Source organism: Glutamicibacter sp., from assembly GCF_032154645.1.
In the GTDB taxonomy this organism is placed as follows: Bacteria; Actinomycetota; Actinomycetes; order Actinomycetales; family Micrococcaceae; genus Glutamicibacter.
The window spans coordinates 380972-406010 of record NZ_JALDXV010000002.1 but is presented as its reverse complement, the minus strand read 5'-3'; the positions used below and the strand labels follow the sequence as shown (position 1 = coordinate 406010).

Here is a 25039-nt window from a genome sequence, read left to right as displayed (position 1 = left end):
CTTCAGCAATAGATGAAAAGGTTCAGATTGCTGCTTGACAGACATAGAAGAGTCCTCGCGTGCACGGAGCTGGCCATCTACCTCGTCGGCGGTTTCGGTGGCTGCCGCCGTTCTTTGCGACTCTTCTTGCCATACATCTTCGAGATCGGCGGAAAGTTCAGCCTCTTGTTCCTGAATGTTGGGGTCCATTTTGTCCGTGTTCATGAGGCCGGTGTAAGGATTAAGAGCACGCTTTGGAAGGGTTACGAAAAGTTTCAATTCCGATAAACGCCTAATCAATAGCTATTTTTGAGTAACCTGCAAGAGAAAGTGCAAAGTTTTCGAGAAAACTGGTTGACGGTTCAACTTATTTAGTGCCATACTGAATACAACGAAACAAATTGATGCATCAACTAAATGACTGATGCAAAAGAAAGGACTCGATCATGACTGCAACTGCAACTTCACCACTGACCGCCGGCGTTTGGAACCTGGATGCATCGCACTCCGAGGTTGGGTTCTCGGTTCGCCACGCAGGCATCTCCAAGGTCCGCGGCAACTTCACCGAATTCGACGCAACCCTGACCGTGGGCGAGACCTTGGCAGAATCCGGCGTTGAGGCAACCATCCAGATCGCTTCGGTCAGCACCAAGGATGCAAACCGCGATGGTCACCTGAAGAGCGCCGACTTCTTCGACGCTGAGCAGTTCCCAACCATGACCTTCAAGTCCACCGGCGTCCAGGGCGATGCAGGAGAGTTCGTCCTCGTCGGCGACCTGACCATCCGCGGCACCACCAAGCAGGTTGAACTGGACGCCGAGCTGGGCGGCCAGGCAGTTGACGCCTTCGGTGCAACCCGCGCAGGTTTCTACGCATCGACCACCATTTCCCGCAAGGAATTCGGCATCACCTGGAACGCAGCCCTCGAAGCCGGCGGCGTGCTGGTCAGCGACAAGGTCAAGATCGAAATCGACGCTTCCTTCGTACTGCCAACCGCAGAGTAATTTTCCTTTGACCGCCTGATGGGAGGCGGGCAGGACCGATACAAACAAAACCTCCAGACCTATGGTCTGGAGGTTTTGTTTTTGCATCGTTTTAAAGAGCGCGGAATTAGAAGCTCTCGTAAGAAGCGGCGCCGACCGAGAGGGAAATGATCACAAAGAAAATGAACAACAGCACCGTGATGCCAGCGAGGATCGTACCAATCCATCCGGTGACCTTGCCGACGGTGGCGGAGGTGTTGAATTCGCGCTCAGCGCGGTTGGCCTTCACGATGGCGATCGGTCCAAAGATCAGGCCGAGCATGAACAGTGAGAGGATGCCGAAGATCAGCGAGGTTTGCGCCAGCTGCGCGCCCTCGGGATTCATCATCGGATAGCCAGGGTAGCCGTAGCCCGGCTGCTGCTGGCCATACTGCTGACCATATTGCTGGTTCTGTCCCTGATACTGCGGTGCCTGATACGCAGGGTTCTGCCGATAAGAATCTTGGCGATCCGAAGAATAAGGATTGTTTGGTTCATTGTTTGGCGTCGACACCGGTTGGGTCCCATCGTTTGAAGGCCGTTGAAGATTCTGTTGAATCAACATTATCTGCCACAATCTCGCAGAAAGGTGAACTAAATGATGATTTTGTCTAGGGCTGGTCTGCGTATTTTCGGGCCCAGGCCGCATGTGCAGCGCAAGCGAGAATAACCAAGAGGATGCTGATGACCATGCCGATGCCGAAGATCTGGTTGTAGTCTGCGTTGGCGGCAAGATCGGCAGTCAGATAGGTCATTACCGAGGCGCCGAAAAACAGGGAAAAGACGAAGAATGAAACGGTGGTTGCTCGGGCCTCGGGAGCGATGTCGGTGGCCCATCCCTGCATTGATGAATGCATGATCGCGTTGGCAAATCCGAAGAGCAGGGCAGTGATGGTTAATGATGAGGGTGAGAAGAAAAAGGTTGAAGGGATGAAGCTGAATATCAGGATCGCCCCGCCGATGCCGATCAACCAAGTGCGGCTGAATTGCCCGACCAACCTGCGCATCAATCGCGCACCGATGATAATTCCCGCGGCAAGTGCGCAGCCGAGCACGCCAGCTAGTCCAATGCCTACTCCGGACTGTTGAAGTGCAGGGACTATATATTTGGGCAATCCCATGAGCAAGGCGCCCTCGATGAAGACAATGGCGTAGAGCCCAAGATTTCTCGGCCGCAGGGCAACCGAGAAATTAATTCCCTTCCTGCCATGGGCTGGTTCATCTACGCCGCGCAGCATGAGCAATGCAGTAACGGTTCCCAATGCGGGCAGTACAAAAACAATGCGCCAGTCCACCGTGGCTGCAAGGATGCCGGCGCTCAACGTCGCGAAGGTCGTGCCCAGCGAGGAATAGACTTGCAGATCCGAAAGGCCCTTAGCTTTTTCGACACCTGTCCTAGTGTCGCCCAAGAGGGTCAGCAGGGTTGGATACATTGCACCAAACATTAATCCACAAAGCGAGCGGGCCAGTAGCAAGGGGAGGAAGCTGATGAACATGACGCTTGCCAGGGAGCCGAGCAGCGCCCCGAGTAGTGAACTGCGCAGCACGAAGAGGCGCCCGAATCTGTCGCTGATCAAGCCCCACAGCGGTTGGCCGACGGCGTAGCACAGTGAATAGGCAGCGACCAGTTCCACCGCCTGCGCGAAGCTCAACTCGGTGCCAGCGACGAGCAGCAGCAACATCGGGGGCATGCAGTAGTGGTCGAAGAATGAAATGAAACCTATGAATCGCAGGGCTCGATCACTGATCATCCGGGTTTCTTGGCCCACTTTTTCCACCCGGCGTACTCCTGCGCGTCTTCGATAGGCAACGTATTCCAAACTTAGCTTAACGAAGCCTCGAACCATTCTGTCCTTGGCTCAAGGGGGAGCGGGCGGCTGATATAAAAACGCAGCCGGTTCCCCCGGAGGTTAAGGTGGGGAACCGGCTGCGATGATGAGGGCGGCTAGATGCCGCGCACCAGCAATACGTCCAGGGTGCGCGGACCGTGCACACCCTCAACGCGTTCAAGCTCGATATCGCTGGTCGCCGATGGACCGGAGATCCAGGTCAGCGGGCGGGTGACCGTCAGGCGAGGCATGGCCTCGGGCAGCAGCTGCACCACGGTGGACACCGGAACCACGCAGACATGATGGTCGGGAACCAGGGAGATGGCGCGGCGGCCCTGATCCGGTTCCCCGTCCAGGATGATCGTTCCGGACTCGGCGATGGACACCGCCGAGCTGGTGACTACGGCGCTGGTGGCGTCGAGTTCGGCAACGCTCAAGCGGGCGCCGGGGGCATCGGCAAGCTGGGCAACCTCGGATGGCAGGGCGGAGAGCCACTGCTGATTGAGGCCGTGCGGGTAGACCACGGAGGAGGCCTGCTCAAGCTTGGCCGCGACGGACTGCGGAATCTGGGCCTCGTCAATGACGTCGACCCCTGCCTTGTAGTCCACCAGACGGTCGACCAGCAGCTCGATCAGCGCGGCCTCATCGAGCTGGGAACTGGTACGGTAGCCGCGTGGAACTTCCGGTGCCTGCGGGGCGTCGGCCAGGGCCGAACGGATGCGTCCCAGGATTTCTTCTTTCGCGCTCACTTGGACTCCTTCTCTTCGCTCCACCAGTCGCGGAAGGACTGGGATGGAGGGGCGGGGATATCGCGGGACTGGGTCCAGCCCGCGGCGATGCCCGGCAGCTTCTTGATCTTCTTGTCCCTGCCCGATGCCAGGCGGCCCAGCGGCAGCGCCTTTTCCACCAGTTTCATGTTCTTGCCTCGGCCCAGCGCCCAGGATCCGCCCTTCATCAGCAGGTCCATCTGGGTGGGCAGCTTGTGCTTGCCGCGCTTGGAATCCACGTCCTCGCCGCGCAGGTGCACCAGGATCTCCGGGATGTTGATCTTCACCGGGCAGGCGTCATAGCAGGCGCCGCACAGCGAGGAGGCATAGGGAAGGGAGTTGTTCTCTTCCACCTCGATGCCAGTCATCAGCGGGGAGAGGATTGCGCCGATTGGGCCCGGGTAGGTGGAGCCGTAGGCGTGGCCGCCGGTGCGCTCGTAGACCGGGCACACGTTCATGCAGGCCGAGCAGCGGATGCAGTTCAGCGCGGAGCGGCCGAAGGAATCGGAGAGCACGCGGGAGCGTCCGTTGTCCAGCAGCACGATGTGCACGTTCTGCGGCCCGTCGTCCTCGGTGACACCGGTCCACATGGAGGTGTAGGGGTTCATGCGCTCGCCGGTGGAGGAACGCGGCAGCAGCTGCATCATCACCTCGATGTCATCGCTGTGCGGCAGCACCTTCTCGATGCCCATGACGGTGATCAGGGTTTCGGGCAGGGTTAGGCACATGCGGCCGTTGCCCTCAGACTCCACCACGCCCAGGGTGCCGGTGTCCGCCAGGGCGAAGTTCGCCCCGGAGATGGCGACCTTGGCCGAAAGGAATTTGGCGCGCAGGTGTTTGCGGGCGGCCTCTGCCAGCTTGGCCGGCTCATCGGTGAGCTCCGGGTCCACATCCTCCATTTGACTCAGGAAGATGTCGCGCACCTCGGTGCGGTTCTTGTGAATCGCGGGGACCAGGATGTGGCTGGGCTTGTCGTGGCCCAGCTGGACGATGAGCTCGGCAAGGTCGGTCTCGAAGGCTTCGATGCCCTGGGTTTCCAGGTACTCGTTGAGCCCGATCTCCTGGGTGGCCATGGACTTGACCTTCACGACCTCGGTGGATCCGGTTTCGCGGATCAAATCGCGCACGATGGTGTTGGCCTCATCGGCGTCGCGGGCCCAGTGGACTACGCCGCCGCGGGCGCTGAAGTTCTTCTCGAATTGAAGTAGCCGCTCTTCGAGGTTGAACATTGCGGAGTTCTTGATGGCGCTGCCGGCGTCACGCAGTTCTTCCCAGTCGGGAAGTTCGCCGACCACGCGCAGCCGCTTGTCGCGGATGGTGTGGGTTGCATGGCGCAGGTTCTTGCGCAGCTGGGTGTTGCCCAGTTCGCGGTGCGCGGCGGCCGGGAATGGTTCGGTTTCAACGAGGTTGCCAAGGCCTCCGGCTGGCATGCCGAGAAATACCTGAGTCACAGTGCCACCGTCTCTTCCATGGTGCTTGCAAGGATGTCTGCCAGGTGCAGGGTCTTGGGCTTGGCGCCGGTGCGGGACAGGCCGCCGCCGATGTGCATCAGGCAGGAGGCGTCGCCTCCGGCGCAGGCCGAGGCGCCGGTGGAGCAGATGTTGTTCATCTTGTCTTCCAGCATCGCGGAGGAGACGTCCGCGTTCTTGAGGGAGAAGGTGCCGCCGAAGCCGCAGCACTGGTCGGCATCCGGCAGCTCGTTGACGGTGATGCCGCCGACGGTCTTGAGCAGATCCAGCTGGCGGTCGCCGAGCTTGAGCAGACGCATGCCGTGGCAGGAGGGATGGTAGGTGATGGTCTCGGGGAAGTAGCTGCCCAGCTGCTCGGCGGCGTTGGTGATGCCCAAAACGTCCACCAGTAGCTGAGAGAGTTCGTAGGTGCGCTTCCCGACGGCGGTGGCGCGTTCCTTGAGCTCGGGCTTGCCCAAGCGGTCTGCCAGGAACGCGTGCTGGTGCTTGACCGAGGCGACGCAGGATCCGGACGGGGCCACGGCGAGGTCGTAGTCGTCGGTGTCGAAGGCCTTCACGTGGTTTTCAACCACCGGCAGCGCCTCGGGCATGTAGCCGGAGTTCATGTGCATCTGACCACAGCATGCTTGCCCCGCGGGGAAGATGACCTCATGGCCTAGGCGTTCCAGAATTTTGACGGTGGACTTGGCTGTTTGGGGGTACATGGCATCGACGATGCATGTGGCAAAGAGTGCAATGCGCATACTTATAACTCTTTCATGGTGTGGTCAGACCATACTACGTAGAAAAATTCCCAATAGCAAGACTTGTTTGTGATCGCTCTCACCTTGTACCGTTAGTGGTCGGACCACGTATGGTCAGACCATCACAAGTAAGGACGCCCACACCGTGTTTACCCCAACAACAGATCCCATAGCGGGCAGCGTCGCCGTTTCGGCGCTCGTTGCCCTGGTGCCTCTGCTCACCTTCTTCATCCTGCTGGCAGTCGTGAAAGTCAAGGCCCACTGGGCAGGACTCGGCTCGCTAGCGGTGGCAATCATCGTTGCAATCATCGGCTGGAAGATGCCGGTCGGCCTCGCGGTCAACTCGGGCGTGATGGGCATGGTCTTCGGAGCATTCCCGATCGTGTGGATCGTGGTCATGGCGATCTTCCTCTATCAGGTCACGGTGGTCTCGGGGCGCTTTGAGGATCTGCGAAGGGTATTCGACGTGATCGGCGGCGGCGATGTGCGCATCCAAACCGTGCTGATCGCCTTCTGCTTCGGCGGCCTGCTAGAAGCGCTGGCGGGATTCGGCGCACCGGTGGCGATCACCGCCACGATGCTGCTGTCCCTGGGGCTTTCGCCGCTGCGCGCCGCCTGCTCGGTGCTGATCGCCAACACCGCTCCGGTGGCCTTCGGCGCGATGGCCATCCCCATCACCACCGCCGGTGCGCTCACCGGCATCCCCGCCGCTGAAATCGGCGCGGTGGTCGGCCACCAGTCGCCGGTGCTGGCGCTGTTCGTCCCCACCATCCTGGTATTGGTCATCGACGGCTGGCGCGGCATGCGCCAGACGCTACCCGCGACGCTGATCATCGGCCTGGCTTTCGGCATCGCCCAGTGGTCCTGCGCCACCTACTTCTCCTATGAGCTCACCGACGTGGTCGCCTCCCTGGTGGGCCTTGCCACCGCGGTCATCCTGCTGCGCTTCTGGACTCCTAAGGGCGCCGAAGAGGCACGGGCCCGGGTGCTGACGCCGGAGGCCGCCGCGAAGCCCATCGACCACAGCAAGAAACTGAATCCTGCCAACACCTGGATGGCGCTATTCCCTTACCTGCTGGTAATCGTGGTCTTCGGGATTGCCAAGCTGTGGCGCTGGGGACTGGATGTTCCGGCATGGCTTGCCAGCACCGACATCAAGTTCGGCTGGCCGGGACTGCACGGGGTAGTGGTCAACGATGCGGGCGAAGCAATTTCCGCCACCATGTACAGCTTCTCCTGGCTTTCCTCGCCGGGCACGCTGCTGTTCATCACCGGTACCATCGTGGCGCTGGTCTACTCGCTGAACGACTCCAACGGCAAGTACAAGATGACCTTCGGGCAGGGTATGGCCCAGGTCGGCGCGACCATCTACAACATGCGCTGGGCGGCGCTGACCATCCTGTCGGTCCTCGGCCTTGCCTATGTCATGAACCTGTCCGGGCAGACCATCACCATCGGCACCTGGCTTGCCGGGGCCGGCGGAGCCTTCGCCTTCCTCTCGCCGATCCTCGGCTGGATCGGCACCGCGGTGACCGGCTCGGATACCTCGGCCAACGCACTGTTCGCCAAGCTGCAGCAGACCGCCGGCATCAACGCGGGCATCGACCCGACCCTGCTGGTGGCCGCCAACACCTCTGGCGGCGTCGTCGGCAAGCTGATCTCCCCGCAGAACCTCGCCATTGCCGCCACCGCGGTCAATATGGAGGGCAAGGAATCGGTGATCCTGAAGAAGGTTGCCGGCTGGTCCGTGGGCATGCTGCTGGTGCTGTGCTGCTTGGTGTACCTGCAGTCCACCCCGGTGCTCTCCTGGATGCTTCCCTAGCACGGCGACACGGTAAAATTGAGTTCCGATGCCTATAAACCCAGCTCCGCGTGCCTACCAGATCGTTCTTGAATCTGTAGAGGCTGATCTTCGCAACGGGAAGTTGTCCCTGGGGGATCAGCTGCCCGGTGAGCGGGCACTCGCGGAGCAGCATGGGATTTCGCGGGCCTCAGTGCGCGACGCTATCCGCATCCTGGACGTCATGGGCATCATCCGCACCTCCACCGGATCCGGACCGAATTCCGGGGCGGTGATTATCTCCAACCCCGCCTCGGGAATCTCGCAGGCGCTGCGGCTGCACGTGGCGGCCAAGGGCATCAACGTGCGGGAGATCGTGGAAGCCCGTGTGCTGCTGGAAACCTGGGCGGCGCAGATGAATCCACGCGATCCGATTTATGCGCAGCAGGTCATCGACCGTACCGCGGTGCTGATCATGCGCATGGACGACCCGCAGCTCTCACGCGATGCATTCCACCGCATCGACGCCGAGTTCCATGTGCTGCTGGCATCCATGGCCGGAAACTCGGTCGTCGAGGCAATGATGGAATCGCTGCGTCATTCGATCAGCGACTACGTCGCCGACTCGATTCCCAGCGATGAAGCCTGGCAGCCGGTGGTCAAGGTGCTGCGCCGCCAGCACAAGGCAATCCACCATGCGTTTGCCACCAACCAGCGAGAGCGGGCAGCCCAGCTGCTCGAAGAGCACATCAGCTGGTTCTACGCGCAGACGCGGTAGCCAAGATTAAGGCCCCATCATGTGAGGGGTCTTTCTTGGTTAATCGGCCCAGACCAGTGGTTCTTCGCCGCCGAAGCAGGTCTCGCATTCGCGGCAGGAATACTCTGGCATGCCCTCGTCGGGTATACAGCAACCTCCGATGACGTACTCGTCTTCGTCCGGTGGGAACGCCGGCATACCCCAAATGTACTTCTTCGGATTGCGGGCTCCGCACTGTGGACAGGCGATTAAGGTTCCCTGAAACTGCTTGAGCGTCGGCGCATGAAGAAGCTGGTGACAGTCATTGCAGAGTAGTCCGATATCATCCACATGCTCTTGGATGTCCCAGGTGCTGTCGGCTTGCTGATCGCGGAAGAAGTGAACTGAGGTGGCGTCGACTTCCCGTTGGCAGCCATCGCACATGCGGGTCTCATAGTCTTTGCGCTGAATTAGTGCCAAGGTGTGGATGGCGGTGGTGGCTTCGGTTTCCGAGTCCATGCGGCATGTCCCGGCAGTGAGCATCAACGGGCGAGGATCTTGGAGCAGTGTGCCCAGAGCGTCGAGGATGCTGATTCCGTCGGCAGGCTTGAGCCATTGGGAAGCACGGGGCAGGTGCGCTCCGGTGAGCTCTTCAACGTCGTTCAGGGAGATCGGTACGGTGAACAGCACATCGCGGGCAACATCAATCTCCCGGTTCTCATGCGAGTTGACACTCTCTAAGCAGGCCACCATCGGTGGAGTGGTGGCTAAAACTGTAAGGATCTTGGTCCCAGCAGGAAGGATGGTCTTGATGTTCCACTTGCGCTGGCCCATCTTGCCTTCATCGAGGAACCAGGCTGCTTCAATAGGGTCTGATTCCCAACTGAAGTAGATCCGTTGCCCTTCTGAGATTTCAAAGGGAAGTTCGAAGTCGGATGCGCTAAGAGTCCGGTGCACCGCCAGCGGAAGCTGACTGCCGAAGTGCTGTTCCTGGGCTTCTAGCTGCTTGATCTGCTCAATGAGTTCTTTCCGACTCAAACTTGAACCCCAAGACTTGTCCTGTGAGGAAGTCAGTTGGCAAAAACGGGCGATCAGCTGCGAACGGTCGAAAGAGCGGTAGTCAGTCATTGGGCCCGACCTCCTGTGCGGTGTGCTGGATGATGCATAGAAGATATCGTGTGCATCCGACGATTTGGCGCGCGCTAGCCCAAACAACTTCGGGGCCCGAAGTGTGCGTCTGGATCGTTCGACTCGTGCAATTTAGGTCCTTTGCAAATTCCGGTTCCAACTCATCGATGTTCGGGAAACGTTTTTCTGCGGAAAGGCATTGTTCCCAGTCAGCTACATGCTCGCTACTGGGTGCCAGGTCTTGCACTGCAACGGGCTGAATACAGGTTCGTTAATGCGATCGTTTGCGCAGTTGGGTTTCGGGATGGTGCACGCAGTGAATGAGCGACCATACATCGGAAAACGGGATTCTGGCATGCTCAGCGCGCACAGATATGTCTGAGGTATTCCACGATAATGTGACGTGATGCCACCTCGGCAATTGTGCAAGTGGTTCTTGCACAATTACGGCGAGGTTGATGTTCCTTGGCATGATCTATCACGTGCATGAAGGCGGCGACCGTGGAGGAAGAGGCTGCGCCCGGGCGGGCTCTCTACATGGGGGAAGAGAATCCGCCCGGGTTTTTCATCTTGGTGCGCCGCCCGCTAGAGGACGCTGCGGGCTAGGGCCGCCAGCAGGTCCTTGGCCCGGCGGTCGCGGTCCTCTGACTGCATTTCGTTTATCAACAGTGAGAATCCGAGGTTCTTCTGCGGCCACGCGCCGTGCAGCCCGCCGCCGGCTCCCGAATGCCCGAAGGCTGGCGCCACCGGCCCGTAGGTGCCCAGCGGGTCGGCGAGCTCGAAGCCCAGACCAAAGCGCAGCGGCCTGTCGTTGACGGCGTCGACCCCTTCGGAGAAGGTACTGGTGCTTTGCTGCAGCGTCGCCCGGGAGACGATCGGTTCCTCGGGACTGACCAACAGGGAATAGAGCTTGGCCATCGCGTCCGCGCTGCCGATGCCGCCGCCGGCTGCCATCTGCGCCCGACGCATCGGCACCGAGTTGAAGGGATCTTCTCCCGCCAGCAGGGTGTCGCCGTACATGCGCTCAACGATCTTGCGGCGTTCCGGGTCGGTCAGGAACGTGGAGATCGTGTAGTTCTGTGCACGGAAGATCGTGGCCAACCGGTGATCTTCGGTTTCCGGCAAGCCGAGGAACAGGTCCAGTGAGTAAGGTTCGGCCAGCAGCTCGCGTACCAGCTGGCCGGGCTGCTTTCCGGTCACCCGGAAGAACAGCTCCGCCACGAGGTATCCGTAGGTGATCGCATGGTAGGCCACCTGGGTCCCTGGTTCCCACAGCGGCGCCTGGGCCGCCAAGATCTGAGCCACCACGCGGTTGTTGTAACGGTCTTCACCGGCAGGTGCTGGGTCGGGGTAGACCAGACCCACGCTGTGCGAGAGCACCTGGGCCACGGTGACCCGTTCCTTGCCAGCGGCAGCGAACTCGGGCCAGTAGGCGCACACCGGGGCCTGCGGATCCAGCAGCCCGCGCTCAATCAGGATCGCGGCGATGACCGCCATGATCCCTTTGGTTCCGGAGAAGAGCACTGCCAGGGTGGAGCTGTCCCAGGCATGGGCGGTGTCGGTGCCCTGCGCCGGTTCCCCTCCAGCCGGCACGCTCATCCCGCCGTAGCACTGTAGCAGCGGCAGCCCCTCGCGGTAGACGCAGAAAGCCATGCCGCCGGCGCCCGCCTGCACATGGTCGGCGAAGATGCCGCGGATCCGAGCGAAGTCTTCCTCTGGCACAGCAGAGCTGGCGCGGGCGGTGATCGTTGATGCGGTAGTCATGAGCGTGCTTCCTAGAAAGAGGGGATATGGGCGAGCAGCTGCTGGGTGTACTCGTGCTTCGGGTTCTCCAACACGTCATCGGTGTGGCCGTAGTCCACGATCTTGCCCTGCTGCAGCACCGCGATGCGCTGGGAGATGTGCCGGGCCAGTGCGATGTTGTGCGTGACGAACAGCAGCGACATCTGGCGTTCGGCCTGGATGGTGCGCAGCAGATCCAGGATCGAGGCCTGCACCGACACGTCCAGGGCGCTGGTGATTTCATCGCAGACCAGCAGGGAGGGTGCGTTGACCAGTGCGCGGGCGATGGCGGCGCGCTGGCGTTCGCCGCCGCTCAGGTCCCCTGGGCGGCGGTCCATATAGGACTTGCCCAGCCTCACCTGATCCAGGGCCTCGAGGACGCGGTCGCGGCGGTGCGACTTGCTGCGCACCCCGGCCATGATCAGCGGAACCTCCACCGACTCTAAGATGGTGCGCCGCGGATTCAGCGAGGAGAACGGGGATTGGAAGATGTATTGGATGTGCTGACGCTGCGAGGCAGAACGCCGGCGGGTTCCGTTGGCCAGGGGCACACCGTCCAGGCTCACCGTCCCTGTGTAGTCGTCGTTCAACCCTGCGACGCAGCGTGAGAGCGTGGTTTTCCCAGAGCCGGATTCGCCCAGCAGCATCATCGACTCGCCCGGATCCAGGCTCAGGTTGATGCCGTTGAGGATCCGCGCCTCACCATAGCGCAGCGCCAGATTCTCCACCTGCAGCAGCGGGGGAGCATCGGCGGGCTGCTTGAGCTCCTGGCGGATCTGGTGCGCCTGCACCTGAACCTGCTCCGAGGTGATGGCCTGCACCTGGCCCACCTGGTGACAGCCCGCCAGGTCCGGGACTGCATCCAGCAGGGCCCGGGTGTACTCGTGCTGCGGGTTATAGAGCACCGCGCGGGCTTCACCGCGCTCCACGATGCGTCCGCGCAGCATCACCGCCACTTCGTCGGCCAGCTCCGCGACCACCGCCAGGTCGTGGGTGATATAGAGGCCCGCGACCTGATGGCGTTCGGACAGCTCCTTGATGGTTTCCAGCACCAGCGCCTGGGTGCTGACATCCAGTCCGGTGGTGGGTTCGTCGAGCACGATCACCGAGGGCCTGCAGGCAAAGGCCATGGCAATGCCCACGCGCTGCTGCTGGCCGCCGGAGAGCTGGTGCGGGTAGCGGCGCTGGTAGGTTGGATCATTCTTCAACCCGACCTCGGCCAGGACCTGGGTGACCCTTTCGCGGCGTTCCTCGGCGCTGTCGCCGTAGCCGTGGATCTGCAGCACCTCCAGGATCTGCGCCCCGATGCGCTGGGCCGGATTCAACGACAACGCAGGATCCTGCGGCACATAGGCGATGTGCCGCCCGCGCAGTGCGCGCAGTTCCTGCTCCGGCATCTCAAGCACGTTCTGGGTGCCGCTGCGTCCCAGGGTGATGGCACCGGTGCCGCGGGCCAGACCCTTCCTGAAATGCCCCATGCAGGCAAGCCCTGCAGTGGTTTTGCCGGAGCCGGACTCGCCGACCAGGGCCAGGATCTTTCCCGGCTGCAGGTCGAAGTCCACGTCGAAGAGCACCTGGCGGCCCTGGTCGGTGAAGATATCAAGACCCCGCACGCTCAGTGCCGAGGTGATGACGCTTGATTCGGTGGTGGTGGCAGTCATGTTAGTTCCCCACGTTGATGTTGGCGGAGGCGCGTGCCAGCGAGTCGGTGAGCAGGTTGGTTCCCACGGTGAGCACCGCGATGGCTAGCACCGGCAGGATCACTCCCCAGGGCTGGATGACCAGGGCGATGCGGTTCTCGTTGATCATCAGGCCCCAGTCGGCGTTCGGCGGCTGCATGCCCATGCCCAGGAATGACAGCGCGGCGACGAAGCCGATGGAGTAGGTCATGCGCAGCCCCAGCTCCACCATCAGCGGGCCGGTGATATTCGGCAGCACCTCGGTGAGCAGGATCTTCCAGCGCGGCACCGCGTACATTTCACTGGCCCGGATGTAGTCCTCGGTGATCACCGAGACCGCGGCGGAACGGGTCACACGGGCCACGCGCGGGGCGTGGGTGATGCCGATGACCAGCACCAGCACCCAGCCCTGCGGGCCGAGCACGGTGATCGCCAGCATTGCGAAGACCAGCTGCGGCAGGGCCAGCAGCACGTCGTTGCCGCGCATCAGCAACCCGTCGATCCGGCCCCCGGAGTAGGCGGCGACCAGACCCAGCGCCACGCCCAGCACCATGCCGATCGCGGTGGCCAGCGCCGCATACACCAGCAGCTTCAGCCCGCCGGCAAGGAAGCGGGAGAACACGTCGCGGCCCAGGTTGTCGGTGCCGAACAGCCCCGTGGAGGTAAACGGGCGGCCGGTGAACTCGGTGCTGGTGGCACCCGTCAGCCAGGGCAGCAGCAGCGGCCCGAACAGCGCGATGACCAGCACGATCACGGTCAGCGCCAGGCCGACCTTCGCCTGCCTTTGGCGCAGGGTGCGCACCAGCAGGTTGGGCTTCTTCTGTACCTTTGCGGGTACTTCAAGTACTTCCACCGCTGCATTCATGCCGCACTCTCCGTCCGTAGCTTCGGGTTGGTTGCCATGCCCACCAGGTCGGCTAGCAGGTTGACCACCACATAGGCGGCGGCGATGATGATCGAGATCGCCTGGACCACCTGCACATCGCGGTTGGTCACCGCGTCCACCAGCGCCTGCCCGATGCCGGGGTAGCGGAAGAGGAATTCGATGACCACCACGCCGCCGGCCATCCAGGCCAGCTGGATGGCGATGACCTGGGCCACCGGACCCAGCGCATGCGGGATGGCGTGACGGGTGATGACCTGGCGTTCGGGCACGCCCTTGAGCCTTGCCATTTCCACATACCCCGAATCGAGCACCTCAAGCATCGTGGCGCGCATCATGCGGATGATGTAGGGGATGACCACCAGTGCCAGGGTGAGCGTGGGCAGCACCAACTGCAGCGGATAGTTCCAGACCGCCTCTCCCGGGGGCGCCATGGTCACCGAGGGCAGCAGCTTGAAGACCGTGGTGGACAACAGCGCAATCAGCACCACGCCGATCACGAATTCCGGCAGCGAGGCGAGCACCAGCGAAATGCCGGTGGCCGCGCGGTCAAAGCCCCTGTCGCGGCGCAGCGCCGAATACGTGCCGACGATGATGCCCACGGGGATGGCGATCAGCGCCGCCAGGAGCAGCAGCACCAGCGAGGCGGAGATCCGTTCGCCCAACAGCGCCGACACCGGGCCGCCCGTCGCCGCGGAAATGCCCAGGTTTCCGGTGAAGATCCCGCCGAGCCAGGTCAGGTAGCGCTGCCACCACGGGTCGTTGAGGTTCATCTGTTCGCGCAGCGCCGCCAGCCGTTCCTCGGTGGCCTGCTGGCCCAGGATCGCCTGGGCCGGGTCGCCGGGCAGCAGTAGGGTTGCAAAGAACACCAGCAGCGAGACCACCAGCAGTATCCCCAGGCTGACCAGCAGCCTGCGCAGGATCATTCGAGACATCATTGGGACACTCCAATCCACGCGCGGCGGAACTCGAACCCCGACAGCGCCAGTCCGGTCTTGTTCGGGACCAGCCCCGCCACATATTTCTGATAGGCGTCGGCCTGGTCGGGGAAGCCCCAGATGATGTAGCCGCCCTGCTCGTATTCAATTTCCTGGGCCCGGGCAATCAGCTGGTTGCGCTTGGCCTCGTCGACCTCTTGGGTTGCCTGCTGCACCAGGGCCGCAAACTCCTCGTTGTCCCAGTGGGTTTCGTTAAAGGGGCTGTCGGCCAGGGAGCTGGAATTGACCTGGGGCAGGAAGTTGCGGGTGTACCAGAAGTCCTGGGCGAAGTTCCATTTCAGGTAGTTGTCGCCGAAGAAGGTAGTGCTTTCCACCTGCTTGATCTTCACCCTGATGCCCGCCGAGGCCGCCTGGTGGGCGAAGACCTGGGCGGCCTCCACGGCACCTGCCTGGATGGGGGCGGTGACCAGCTCGATGTCCAGCCCCTGAGGGTAGCCGGCCTCCGACAACAGCGCCTTGGCCTGGGCAAGGTCCTGGGTGCGCTGCGGCAGCGCGGCGGCGAAGCCCGGGTCGAAGGGCGCGTAGAGGTCGTTGCCCACGGTGCCGTGCCCGCTGAGCACCTGTTGAATCATCTGATCGCGGTCCACTGCCAGCCGGAAAGCCTGGCGCACCCGCACGTCGTCGAAGGGCTTCTGATCGATGCGCATGGTGAAAGGCATCCAGGCCCCGGTGGGAGACTTGAGTATTGAAATGCGCGGATCTGCGCCGATGACCTCCAGCAGCGCCAGCGGGATCTGCCCGATGGCGTCCACCTGGCTGGAGAGCAGCGAGTTGATCAGCGCGTCCTGGTCGGTGAAGTTCAGGATGACCAGTTCGTCCAAATACGGCTCGTTCTCCCGCCAGTAGTCGTTGTTGCGCACGAACACTGACTGGCGCCCCGCATCGAAGCTCTTGGCCTTGAACGGGCCGGTGCCCACCGGGTGCTTCACATCGAAGTCCTTCGGAACGATGCCCAGCGCGTACTGTCCCAGCGAATCGTCGAAGGTCGCCGAGGCGGTGTTGAGCCGGAACTCCACGGTGCGTGGGCCCAGGGCCACCACCCTGTCCAGGATCGTGAGAGATGCCGCGCCGCTCTTGGGGTCCTTCGGGTTGGTGATGCGTGCGAAGGTCGCCACCACATCCTGCGCGGTGAGCGGAGACCCGTCGTGGAACTTCACCCCTTCGCGCAGCCGCGCGGTCCACACCGTGGCATCGGCATTCGGCGTGACCTCCACCGCCAGCAGCGGCTTCAGCTCGAAGTTCTCATCGCGGTAGAGCAGCGACTCGTAGAGATTGACCACGCGGGCGATGTCGGTGGTGCTCACCGGGGAATGCGGATCCAGGGAGTCGGCGGCCCCGCCGCCGGTCAGCCCCACCCGCAGCGTGCCGCCGCGACGCGGGGCCCCGGTCGGCGCTTCGAGCACGGAGGCTCCCGCGCTGGAACAGGCGGAGAGCAGCAGGCCGAGGCCCAGTGCCATGCCGCCGCCCAGGACCGCACGGCGGCTGGGCAACCCGAATGGTTCAGTGCTCAATGTTCTCTACTTTCCTAGGCGGGTGCTGCTAACTGGCGATGGCCCGGCCGCTCCACTCGGGGCGGTGCTGGGAGTACCCGGCGATGGCCTGCGCGATGTCTTCTGGAAACGGCGAGGTGGAGCTGGAGGACTGGTCTACATGCAGGGTCATGACCTCTTCGGTGGCGATCAGCTCTTCCCCGCGGTACATCTCGTGGCACAGGTGCAGCTTCTTCGCCCCGTGCCCGGCGATGGTGGAGCGGATGCGCAGTTCCTGGCCCAGCGAGGCTTCTAAGAGGTAGCGCACGTGCGCCTCCACTGTGTACAGCGAGCTGCCCGAGGCTTCCCGGTAGGCGGCGTCCATGCCCAGCTGATCCATGACCGCGGTGGTGGCGTCGCCGAAGGCCAGCACGTAGTAGGCCTCGGACATGTGCCCGTTGTAGTCGATCCATTCGGGCAGCACCTGCGCCCGATAGTCGCTCAGTTCCACGGTGTTCACGGCTGGCCCACCGAGGTGCTGCGGATGGAATCAACAATCTTGCGGATCGCGATGATCGCCTTGTCGCGCTCGGCCACCAGGTCATTGATGCTGCGCGTACCTGATTCGCGCTCGCAGCCTGCCACTACGTCGTTGCGCAGCGTATCGGTCAGCTCTGGGGCCTCAAGCCGGGTCCACGGGGACTTCAGCGAGGGGCCGAAGTGGTCCAGCATGTGGGCCATGCCGCCGGGTCCGCCGGCCAGGTGGAAGGTGAGCATCGGGCCCTGCAGTGCCCAGCGCAGCCCCGGGCCCTCGGTGATGGAGGCGTCGATCTGCTCCACGGTGGCCTCGCCGTTGTCGATCATGTGCAGCGCCTCGCGCCATAGGGCTTCCTGCAGCCGGTTGGCGATGAAGCCGGGGACCTCGCGGTCCATGGTGATCACCGACTTGCCGATGTATTCGTACCAGCCCGAGGCCCACTTGGTGGCTTCCGGATCGGTGCCCTCGCCCCCGACCACCTCGACCAGCGGGATCAGATAGGGAGGGTTGAAGGGGTGGCCGACCACCAGTCGGGTGGGGTCCTGCGCCTCGACAGCCATCTCGGTCATCGAGTAGCCGGAGGTGGAGGAGCCGATGATGACGTCATCCGCGCTGGCGGCGGCCAGCTGGGCCAGCAGGTCGCGCTTGAGCTCCAGGTTCTCCGGGGCGCTTTCCTGCACGAATCCAACCCCTGCCACGGCTTCGGCCAGATCGGTGTGCACGGTGAAGTTGTGCGGATCGGCCCCCGGTTCAAGGCCCAGTTCGGTCAGTGCGGGCCAGGCGGTGTCGATCAGCACCTGGAGGCGGTCCTTGGCATCCGGGGCCGGGTCCCAGACCTTGACCTTCAGGCCGCGGGCCAGGAAGTAGGCGGCCCAGCCGCCGCCGATGGTGCCGGCGCCGATGCAGGCGACGGTGCTGATGGAGTCGTACTGTGGGTAGTTGCTCATCGGTGGATTACCTTTCCAGCTTCAGGATTTCGCGGGCTTCATCAGGCGTGGCGACACTGTGGCCCAGGGAGTTGACGATGTCGAGGGCGCGCTCGGTCAGCTGCGCGTTGGTGGCCAACACGCCCTTGGACAGGTAGAGGTTGTCTTCCAGGCCCACGCGCACGTGTCCGCCCAGGGCCACGGACTGCTCGACCCACTCCAACTGGTGGCGGCCGATGGCGAAGGAGGTGAATTCCGCTCGCTCGGGAAGCATTTGCACCATGGCCTTGAGCAGGCCGGCGTTCACCGGGGCGCCGTAGGGGATGCCCATGCACAGCTGGTACAGCGGCGGCGGGTCCAGCAATCCTTCTTCGGCCATGACGTTGGCGAACCAGAGGTTGCCGGTGTCGAAGATTTCAAGTTCGGGCTTTACTCCCAGATCGCGGATGCGGGCCGCTCCTTCGCGCAGCATGTCCGGGGTGCTGATGTACAGCTGCGAGCCTTCGCCGAAGTTCAGGGAACCGCAGTCAAGGGTGCATACCTCAGGGCGGATCTTCTCCACATGGCTCAACCGTTCCAGGCCGGAGACCAGGTCGGTGCCTTCCACGTGGGTGGTGGGGTTCGCTGGGTCGATGAACAGGTCCCCGCCCATGCCTGCGGTCAGGTTGATGACCGGGTCCACATCCGATTCGGCGACGATCCGCACCACTTCTTCGTAGTACGCGTCTTCGCGGGATCCCTGGCCGGTCTTCGGGTCTCGGACATGGATGTGTACCACCGATGCGCCGGCGCGGGCCGCCTCGATGGCGTTGGCGGCGATCTGCTCGGGGGTCACCGGGACGTGCTCGCTTTTGCCAACGGTGTCTCCGGCTCCGGTCAGTGCACAGGTGACGATGACCTTTCGGCTCATGAACCTTCTCCTTGCTGAGTTGAAATATTGCGGTCGATATAGCGGCAGATGTGTTCGTACATTGCCGAAACGCTGAGCAGTCCGGTGAGCACCTTGATGCCCATCCCGTCGATCAGCGCCGTGAGTTCGGTAGTGAGAATGTCGAGATCCTCGGCGACGATGTGGCCGCTGGCCTGACCTGCAGCGATGGTGTCTCGCACGGTTTTTCCCCAGCGCTGGTAGCCGGGGGTGTAGGGGCTCAGGCCTTCTTCGCCGACGGCGAGCTTCACCCAGGTCTGCATCCAGATGGACCATTCGGCTCGTCCCTGTTCGCCGTTGGGCAGCTGCAGTTCGATGAGCCGCTTGAGCCGGAGCACCGGGTGGGAAATGCCTTCCAACTCGGCGACCTGTCGGTCATAGGCAAGCTTTATGGAGTAGCGCAGCACCTCGGCGAATAGTTCCTGTTTGCTGGCGAAGTAGTAGTGCACGGTGGGTGTGCTCAGCGAGCAGCGCCGGGCAATGTCGGCGATCCGCACCGAGTCGAAGCCGCGCTCGGCGAAAAGCCACCAGGCGCTTTCCACCAGGGTGCGGCGGCGCATTGCATGCCGATCGTTGCCCTCATTGCGCGCCGGCAGGAGGTTGTCCGCTGGGGCCGCGCTGGTGGAGGGGCCCGCATTGGAACCGGTCATCAGCCAGCTGGCAGTCACGCCGGTGACCGTGGCCAATTGGATGATTTCCAGCGTGGTGAACTTCCTGGTTCCGCGTAAGGACTTGGAAAGTTTGCTTTCCTCGATGTCGGTGAGGCGTGAGATTTCCCGCTGCACCAACCCCGAGTTCATGATGGCCATGCGTGCCCGAGCTGCTATCTCGGCCACGACGGTCTGGGTGTTCGACATGACATTCACGCTAAGCAGAACTTGCGATAAGTGCAATCATTTTTGATTGGAACTCAGAAAATTGCGATAGTGCAAAATCTTGTGAACCGTGTCACTGGCGAGCGCGGGAAGGGTTTGACGGGGTTGGTATCTCTCGCAGATTGCTTAAGTTGACTCTTGATAAATAGCTAGTGATATATCACGAAGATATTATTATCGATGATGTTCGGCTGCGCTGAAATGGGCTCTGGTGCCCGGAGGAGCCGGCGAAAAATTTACTGGACAGGGTGCAGGGTAGCTTCGGCTTAACACGCAACTACCGCACCGCCGATGGGCAGTTCAGAACCCAGGGCGGTGCGGTAGTTAAAGGCAGTTCGAGCGATGTGCAGCTAGTTGTATTCGACCACGGTGACGGCTGTGGTGACGGGGACCGGATTGGCGAAGAGATCGAGCACCGGGCAGTGTGCATCCACCGCCTGGCGCAGCTCGTCATAGCGCTGCGGGGACTCGGGGCCGGTGATCTGCACGTCAAGGTCCACCGAGGTGAATCCCGGGCGGATTGACGCGTCGATTCCGAACAGCCCGCGTACATCCAGGTGGCCATCGGCAGCGATCTTCACATCGTCCACCTGGATGCCCAGCTGCTGCGCGTAGAGGCGGTAGACCACCACCTGGCAGGAGATCAACGCGCCCAGCGCATATTCGACGGGGCTTGCCGCCAGGTCGTCGCCGCCCAGCGCGGCGGGTTCATCCACGGTGAAGGTGTGCTTTCCCGCGCGGATATTGCTCGCCACGGCGCCGAAGCCTTCGCCTTGGACGGTGAAGGTCAGCTTGGCGTTCTCAGCGGATGCGGAAATCCTCTCGCCCCAGCCGGTTCCGGCGGATTGCAGGCGGGCGGTGCGGACTTCGGCCTCGGACAGGGTTGAAGCTGGCGTAGACATGGGGGATTCATCCCCTTTCTGGCGCAGGGGGCGCCATTCTCTTACGGACCTGGCCTTCAGGTCCGTCGAATCTTCACCTGGGGCACCCCGCACAATGACGTAAGGAGGGTTGCCGTCCAATCAGCCAGGGCCTGAACGATTGGAACTCGTGATTCAGTGCTTCATTTCTAACGGTTCGCCCGGATGGCTGTAAACCCTGCGCTTCATGTTTCGTCACAGCCTGCACGCCTGTCCCGTCGATAGAATGGGGGCGAACTCTGCGGCGGCGAAGCGCCGGAGCCGATCAACGAAAATGTGAGCATGGAATATCAGCTGACTCCAGTAGCCGCCCAAACCCTGGTGACCGAGGCCGAATACAACCAGGGCTGGATGATCGCGAATTCCGGCCAGGTGTCCATCGCGGATAAGAAGCGCACCGTGGGCCGCACGGTGGTTTCCGGATGGGTGATCCAGGCGTTCGTCACGCTGCAGCTGGACCTGGTGGATTCAAGCGTGCGCTTCGCCAGCCACTGCGACGCACACCCCGATGACTATTCATGCCATGACGTGGCGGCCCTGCTCGTGGAAGCCACACAGCTGGGGGACGGTGGATTCGTCGTTTCGGATGTTCCGACGGCGGCGCCCACCTGGAGCAAGCCGCAGCTGCCGCAGTGGGCTAGGACGCTGACCCGCCTGATGCCGGAGATCAAGGACGAGGTCGATGAGTACGCGGTGGAGGAAGAACCGCTGGGGCTGATCCTGAAGATGACCAGTTCCAAGGCCTATGGCGGACGGAATACCCTGCAGCTCGGCGCCCGTCCGGCGCGCCCCGGAAGCCGCAGCCCCTGGGTGCAGACCGGTGTGTCCTGGCGCGCTCTGCCCTTCGACCTGCGATTTTCCAAGGAGCAGCGGCGCGCGGTCAACGAGTTGAAGATGCTCTCCGAACGCCAGCAGTACCTGAACTACGGGCACGTGTGGGATGTCCAGGATTGGCTGAACCTGAACACGCTGCCGGGCAGGGACCTGCGCGAAGCCTTCGAGGCGATGCGTGATGCCGGTGTGGCCATCGTCAACGGCAATTCGCAGGCGCGCAACGAGGTTGTCTTTGAACAGGAACCCGCCACGGCATTCCTGAATTTTCACAAGGACAACAACCACGTCACCATCGAGCCGACCCTGCAGGCGCCGGACGGGCAAACGGTGAATGTGCTGGCCCTGGGCGAGCCGCCGACGCTGCTTGCCTACTCCTCGGGCCACCTGGAACGCACCAAAAAACTGCGCCTTGCCGCCTTCAAGGAATCTCCTTCCGCACAGATCAACAACTTCATCAGTTCCGGGCCCATGGCGGTGCCGCTGTCCGAGCTTCACACCTTTGAAGACGAATACCTGCCGATGATGCGCCACATGGCGCCGCTGCGCAGCACGGACTCCAGCTACAAGATTCCGCGTGAACCGCGGCCGGTCCTGTATCTCGACCTTGCGATGCGTCACCGTGAGGACGCGAAGAACGCGGCACTGACCTCAAGTTTCACGTGGAACTACCCGCCCAAGGCGCCGCGTCAGCACGCGGTGGAGCTGGAAATTATCGACAGCGTGGATGCGAAGCTGGGCGGCGAACATCCGCTGGGCAAACCCACGGCCAAGGGCGTGTACCCGGACCGCAACCTCACCCAGAGCGAAACCATCGACTTCCTGCTCTACACGCTGCCCATGCTTGAAGAGCATCCCGATGTCCACGTGCTCGACGGCGGCACGCTGCCCGACTACAGGCTGAACGCGGAACCGGCCAAGGTCAAGGTGCAGGTCGGCGAGGGCGGCAGCGACTGGTTCGACCTGTCGGTAGACGTCGCCATCGACGGGGCGAGCATTCCGTTCGCCCAGCTGTTGGCCGCGCTCACCGCGGGGGAGGACTACCTAGTGCTGGATGACTACACGGTCATCCCGATCGCCGGGGAGGAATTCACCGCACTGCGCCAACTGGTGCAGGAAGCGGGGGAGCTGGGCACCGTCGGCGCCAACAGCATCAGGATACACAAGTTGAGCATCGACTGGTGGCAGGAGCTGGTGGACCTCGGCATAATCGAGGCCCAGGAAAACCAATGGCTTGAAGCCATGCGGAAGCTGACCAGCACCGACGCGCTCACAGTCCCTGCCCTGCCCGAAAGCTTCACCGCGCGGCTGCGCCCCTACCAGGAGCACGGCACCGGATGGCTGAACTTCCTGCGCACCCACAACCTTGGCGGTGTGCTGGCAGATGATATGGGTCTGGGCAAGACGGTGCAGCTGCTGGCCTGCCTGGAACAGGCCCGCTTGGAAAATCCCGAACAGAAGTTCCTGGTTTTGGCGCCGACCTCCGTGGTGGGCAACTGGGGCAACGAGGCCGCCCGCTTCGCCCCGCAGATGCGGGTGCGTTCAATCACCGCCACCGCCAAGAAGGCGGGGGCAGGCATCATCGAACAGATGGGTGACGCGCAGCTGGTGGTCACCAGCTACACGATCTTCCGACTGGCCTTCGAGGAGTTTGAACGGGCGGGATTCTCCGTGATGATTCTGGATGAGGCTCAGCAGATCAAGAACCATGCGTCCAAGGGGTACAAGCAGGCGCGCCAGATCGAGGTACCCTGCAAGCTGGTGGTCACCGGCACGCCCATGGAAAACAACCTGATGGAGCTGTGGGCGCTGGTGTCGCTGGCCGCCCCCGGACTGCTGGGCGGGCAGAAGGCGTTCAAGGAGAATTACGACAAGCCGATCGCCGAAGGCGACGCGGCACGGCTGACGCGCCTGAAGAAACGGCTGCGGCCCTTCGTGCTGCGCCGCACCAAGGAGCAGGTGGTCCCGGAACTCCCCGCCAAGACCGAGCAGGTGCTGGAGGTGGAGCTGGAACCGGCGCATCGCAAGGCCTATGACCGCCGCTTCCAGCGGGTGCGCCAGGAAGTCCTTGGCCTGGTGGAAGACGTCGACTCGAACCGCTTCAAGATCCTGCAGTCATTGACCCTGCTGCGCCAGCTGGCGCTGGACCCGTCGCTGGTGGATGAGGGGCATGGCCCCAGCGCCAAGCTCGAGTTGCTGCGCGAGATGATCATCGACGCGGTGGCGGAGGGGCACAAGGTACTGATCTTCAGCCAGTTCACCAGCTTCCTGAGCAAGGCGCGGGAGGTGGCCGAGGAGCTGGGCATCGAGCACGGCTACCTTGACGGCGGCACCTCCGGACCCAAGCGCAAGGCGTTGATCGACGGGTTCAGCGGCGGGGAATTCCCGCTGTTCTTCATCTCGCTGAAGTCCGGCGGGTTCGGCATCAACCTCACCGCCGCGGACTACTGCATCCTGCTGGATCCGTGGTGGAACCCCGCCGCGGAGGCTCAGGCCATCGACCGCGCGCACCGCATCGGGCAGGAGAATCCGGTGTATGTCTACCGGCTGGTCGCCAAGGACACCATTGAATCGAAGGTGCTGGCGCTGCAGGCCAAGAAGACAGCCCTGTTCAACGATGTGCTGGGCGAAGACGGAGAGGCGGGTGCCTCCACCGTGCTCGGGGCCGAGGATTTCCTGGCGCTGATGGAGTAGTCGGGGCCAAGGATGTTCACTGGGTGCAGCTCAGCCGAGGACCAACGTAATAAGGAGAATGACCGGCAAAGTCAGCAGCGTGCTGAGCAAGATGATCTCGCGCGGCACATCAACTGGAAGTTTGAACTGCTGAGAAAACAGCAGGACGTTCTGGGCGGTGGGCAGGGCGGCCATCATCACCACGCCGAGCAGATCCACTCCCTGAAGATGGAAAAGCACCGACCCCGCGACCCACGCAATGGCCGGGGCAACAAAAAGTTTGAACGCGGTGCCAACATAGACCTCAGCTCTTATCGAGGGGTTGGCAAGTGGCTTTTGCCCGTAGAGAGCTAGGCCGAAGGCCACCAGGAGCAACGGGACGGATGCGTCACCCAGCATCTGCAGCGGAGCATGCAGCACCCCAGGAAGCCGCCATCCCGCAAATGAGAACAGGGCACCCAGAAACGCCATTGTGGTCAATGGATTGGCAATCGAGCGAAGGATGGTCCGTCCAATGTTCCCCTGCGAATCGGCCCCTTGACGTCGTTTGGCGATGAGCGCAAAGAGGCACAAATAGAACGGGGCGATCAAGAGCAGCTGGGCCAGGAGCACCGAAACGACCGGGACCGTGCTGCCCACCGCATAGAGCGCCAGCGGAACGCCGATATTTCCAGCGTTGACGTAGCTTGTGGACATTGCCGCCGAAGGCAGGTTCGACCACCGAGTTTTGAATGCCAACCGTGAGACCAAGGCATACAACCCAGCGGTCAGGACAGCAACGAGCAAAGCTATGGGGGTGAAGACGCCCGCAACCTGCCGCAGGTCGGTTTCCGAAAGCAGGATGAACATCAACGCCGGGTTGGTGAGGTAATAAATCAGGGGGGTCATGCCCCTGGCTAATGCGTCGCGTTTGGAGGGCAGTAGAACAGCTGCTGCGAGGCCGGCTCCAATCAATAGCAGGATGATGGCGAATCCCTGCAATACGCCTTGCATGTAGTCTCCAAAGGTTGCCGTCAGGCAGTGTTAAGTGAACCGTGGGGCTCACGTAATGTGAGCCCCACGGTGGTTCTGCACCTGTCAGATG

The 25039-nt window shown here is 62.5% G+C and carries 22 protein-coding genes and 1 riboswitch; of the genes, 4 read left to right on the top strand and 18 right to left on the bottom strand.

Features of this window, described 5'->3' with window-relative positions:
• The coding region (locus RUH64_RS03785) for a hypothetical protein (protein WP_313811408.1) at positions 1–204 on the bottom strand (204 nt) is incomplete at its 3' end.
• A 221-nt stretch (positions 205–425) separates the two neighbouring features.
• Between RUH64_RS03785 and RUH64_RS03780 the strand changes: the two genes are divergently transcribed.
• A complete protein-coding gene (locus RUH64_RS03780; protein ID WP_313811406.1) occupies positions 426–983 on the top strand; it encodes a YceI family protein in 558 nt (185 codons plus the stop codon).
• A 106-nt stretch (positions 984–1089) separates the two neighbouring features.
• On the opposite strand, the gene RUH64_RS03775 is transcribed toward RUH64_RS03780, so the two are convergent.
• The 5 genes from RUH64_RS03775 to RUH64_RS03755 all read right to left on the bottom strand — a co-directional run bounded on the left by RUH64_RS03775 (position 1090) and on the right by RUH64_RS03755 (position 5809).
• Positions 1090–1515: a DUF4190 domain-containing protein gene (locus tag RUH64_RS03775; RefSeq protein ID WP_313811405.1), complete on the bottom strand. Its 426-nt coding sequence runs from the start codon at positions 1513–1515 to the stop codon at positions 1090–1092.
• A gap of 97 nt (positions 1516–1612) precedes the next feature.
• Positions 1613–2752, bottom strand: coding sequence for an MFS transporter (locus tag RUH64_RS03770; protein ID WP_396275976.1), 1140 nt, complete (start codon positions 2750–2752; stop codon positions 1613–1615).
• Positions 2753–2946: 194 nt separating this feature from the next.
• Positions 2947–3579 (bottom strand): LUD domain-containing protein, encoded by a 633-nt coding sequence (locus tag RUH64_RS03765; protein ID WP_313811403.1) that lies wholly within the window; start codon positions 3577–3579, stop codon positions 2947–2949.
• Complete coding sequence (locus tag RUH64_RS03760) at positions 3576–5027, bottom strand: LutB/LldF family L-lactate oxidation iron-sulfur protein (RefSeq protein WP_313811425.1); 1452 nt, start codon at positions 5025–5027, stop codon at positions 3576–3578. Before RUH64_RS03760 ends, RUH64_RS03765 begins: the two co-directional genes overlap by 4 nt.
• Before the next feature lie 17 nt (positions 5028–5044).
• Positions 5045–5809, bottom strand: coding sequence for a (Fe-S)-binding protein (locus RUH64_RS03755; protein ID WP_313811402.1), 765 nt, complete (start codon positions 5807–5809; stop codon positions 5045–5047).
• 145 nt (positions 5810–5954) lie between these two features.
• Here RUH64_RS03755 and RUH64_RS03750 point away from each other — a divergent pair, with 145 nt between their 5' ends.
• Positions 5955–7631 (top strand): L-lactate permease, encoded by a 1677-nt coding sequence (locus RUH64_RS03750; RefSeq protein WP_313811401.1) that lies wholly within the window; start codon positions 5955–5957, stop codon positions 7629–7631.
• Positions 7632–7659: 28 nt separating this feature from the next.
• Positions 7660–8367, top strand: coding sequence for an FCD domain-containing protein (locus RUH64_RS03745; RefSeq protein ID WP_313811400.1), 708 nt, complete (start codon positions 7660–7662; stop codon positions 8365–8367).
• A 39-nt stretch (positions 8368–8406) separates the two neighbouring features.
• On the opposite strand, the gene RUH64_RS03740 is transcribed toward RUH64_RS03745, so the two are convergent.
• The 11 genes from RUH64_RS03740 to RUH64_RS03690 form a co-directional block, all read right to left on the bottom strand.
• A complete protein-coding gene (locus RUH64_RS03740; RefSeq protein WP_313811399.1) occupies positions 8407–9453 on the bottom strand; it encodes a hypothetical protein in 1047 nt (348 codons plus the stop codon).
• 585 nt (positions 9454–10038) lie between these two features.
• On the bottom strand, positions 10039–11217 hold the full coding sequence (locus tag RUH64_RS03735) for a serine hydrolase domain-containing protein (RefSeq protein ID WP_313811398.1): 1179 nt from the start codon (positions 11215–11217) through the stop codon (positions 10039–10041).
• Between the two features lie 11 nt (positions 11218–11228).
• Positions 11229–12896 (bottom strand): ABC transporter ATP-binding protein, encoded by a 1668-nt coding sequence (locus RUH64_RS03730; protein WP_313811397.1) that lies wholly within the window; start codon positions 12894–12896, stop codon positions 11229–11231.
• Position 12897: 1 nt separating this feature from the next.
• Positions 12898–13779 carry an ABC transporter permease gene (locus RUH64_RS03725; RefSeq protein WP_313811396.1) on the bottom strand — a complete coding sequence of 294 codons (882 nt, stop codon included), beginning with the start codon at positions 13777–13779 and terminating at the stop codon, positions 12898–12900.
• On the bottom strand, positions 13776–14732 hold the full coding sequence (locus RUH64_RS03720) for an ABC transporter permease (protein WP_313811423.1): 957 nt from the start codon (positions 14730–14732) through the stop codon (positions 13776–13778). The genes RUH64_RS03725 and RUH64_RS03720 overlap by 4 nt, the downstream gene beginning before the upstream one ends.
• Entirely contained in the window at positions 14732–16252 is a 1521-nt protein-coding gene (locus RUH64_RS03715) for an ABC transporter substrate-binding protein (protein ID WP_396275980.1), read from the bottom strand. The genes RUH64_RS03720 and RUH64_RS03715 overlap by 1 nt, the downstream gene beginning before the upstream one ends.
• Positions 16253–16334: 82 nt before the next feature.
• Positions 16335–16784 carry a thioesterase family protein gene (locus tag RUH64_RS03710; RefSeq protein WP_313811392.1) on the bottom strand — a complete coding sequence of 150 codons (450 nt, stop codon included), beginning with the start codon at positions 16782–16784 and terminating at the stop codon, positions 16335–16337.
• On the bottom strand, positions 16781–17749 hold the full coding sequence (locus RUH64_RS03705) for a 3-hydroxyacyl-CoA dehydrogenase NAD-binding domain-containing protein (protein WP_313811390.1): 969 nt from the start codon (positions 17747–17749) through the stop codon (positions 16781–16783). The genes RUH64_RS03710 and RUH64_RS03705 overlap by 4 nt, the downstream gene beginning before the upstream one ends.
• A 7-nt stretch (positions 17750–17756) precedes the next feature.
• Complete coding sequence (locus RUH64_RS03700; RefSeq protein ID WP_313811388.1) at positions 17757–18638, bottom strand: 3-keto-5-aminohexanoate cleavage protein; 882 nt, start codon at positions 18636–18638, stop codon at positions 17757–17759.
• Positions 18635–19513: a TetR/AcrR family transcriptional regulator gene (locus tag RUH64_RS03695; protein WP_313811387.1), complete on the bottom strand. Its 879-nt coding sequence runs from the start codon at positions 19511–19513 to the stop codon at positions 18635–18637. The genes RUH64_RS03700 and RUH64_RS03695 overlap by 4 nt, the downstream gene beginning before the upstream one ends.
• Positions 19514–19881: 368 nt before the next feature.
• On the bottom strand, positions 19882–20433 hold the full coding sequence (locus RUH64_RS03690) for an OsmC family protein (protein ID WP_313811385.1): 552 nt from the start codon (positions 20431–20433) through the stop codon (positions 19882–19884).
• A gap of 32 nt (positions 20434–20465) precedes the next feature.
• A riboswitch (SAM riboswitch) is annotated at positions 20466–20587 on the bottom strand.
• 146 nt (positions 20588–20733) lie between these two features.
• Between RUH64_RS03690 and RUH64_RS03685 the strand changes: the two genes are divergently transcribed.
• On the top strand, positions 20734–23976 hold the full coding sequence (locus RUH64_RS03685; RefSeq protein WP_313811383.1) for an SNF2-related protein: 3243 nt from the start codon (positions 20734–20736) through the stop codon (positions 23974–23976).
• Positions 23977–24006: 30 nt separating this feature from the next.
• Here the strand turns inward: RUH64_RS03685 and RUH64_RS03680 are convergent, their stop codons facing one another.
• Positions 24007–24948: an AEC family transporter gene (locus tag RUH64_RS03680; protein WP_313811381.1), complete on the bottom strand. Its 942-nt coding sequence runs from the start codon at positions 24946–24948 to the stop codon at positions 24007–24009.
• Positions 24949–25039: the final 91 nt, after the last annotated feature.

Bases quoted from the DNA above. Each gene is read 5' to 3' on its own strand.
- RUH64_RS03780 (WP_313811406.1), top strand. From the start codon at position 426: ATGACTGCAACTGCAACTTCACCACTGACCGCCGGCGTTTGGAACCTG.
- RUH64_RS03770 (WP_396275976.1), bottom strand. From the start codon at position 2,752: ATGATCAGTGATCGAGCCCTGCGATTCATAGGTTTCATTTCATTCTTC.
- RUH64_RS03760 (WP_313811425.1), bottom strand. From the start codon at position 5,027: ATGCCAGCCGGAGGCCTTGGCAACCTCGTTGAAACCGAACCATTCCCG.
- RUH64_RS03755 (WP_313811402.1), bottom strand. From the start codon at position 5,809: ATGCGCATTGCACTCTTTGCCACATGCATCGTCGATGCCATGTACCCC.
- RUH64_RS03745 (WP_313811400.1), top strand. From the start codon at position 7,660: ATGCCTATAAACCCAGCTCCGCGTGCCTACCAGATCGTTCTTGAATCT.
- RUH64_RS03740 (WP_313811399.1), bottom strand. From the start codon at position 9,453: ATGACTGACTACCGCTCTTTCGACCGTTCGCAGCTGATCGCCCGTTTT.
- RUH64_RS03735 (WP_313811398.1), bottom strand. From the start codon at position 11,217: ATGACTACCGCATCAACGATCACCGCCCGCGCCAGCTCTGCTGTGCCA.
- RUH64_RS03730 (WP_313811397.1), bottom strand. From the start codon at position 12,896: ATGACTGCCACCACCACCGAATCAAGCGTCATCACCTCGGCACTGAGC.
- RUH64_RS03725 (WP_313811396.1), bottom strand. From the start codon at position 13,779: ATGAATGCAGCGGTGGAAGTACTTGAAGTACCCGCAAAGGTACAGAAG.
- RUH64_RS03720 (WP_313811423.1), bottom strand. From the start codon at position 14,732: ATGTCTCGAATGATCCTGCGCAGGCTGCTGGTCAGCCTGGGGATACTG.
- RUH64_RS03715 (WP_396275980.1), bottom strand. From the start codon at position 16,252: ATGGCACTGGGCCTCGGCCTGCTGCTCTCCGCCTGTTCCAGCGCGGGA.
- RUH64_RS03705 (WP_313811390.1), bottom strand. From the start codon at position 17,749: ATGAGCAACTACCCACAGTACGACTCCATCAGCACCGTCGCCTGCATC.
- RUH64_RS03700 (WP_313811388.1), bottom strand. From the start codon at position 18,638: ATGAGCCGAAAGGTCATCGTCACCTGTGCACTGACCGGAGCCGGAGAC.
- RUH64_RS03695 (WP_313811387.1), bottom strand. From the start codon at position 19,513: ATGTCGAACACCCAGACCGTCGTGGCCGAGATAGCAGCTCGGGCACGC.
- RUH64_RS03690 (WP_313811385.1), bottom strand. From the start codon at position 20,433: ATGTCTACGCCAGCTTCAACCCTGTCCGAGGCCGAAGTCCGCACCGCC.
- RUH64_RS03685 (WP_313811383.1), top strand. From the start codon at position 20,734: ATGGAATATCAGCTGACTCCAGTAGCCGCCCAAACCCTGGTGACCGAG.
- RUH64_RS03680 (WP_313811381.1), bottom strand. From the start codon at position 24,948: ATGCAAGGCGTATTGCAGGGATTCGCCATCATCCTGCTATTGATTGGA.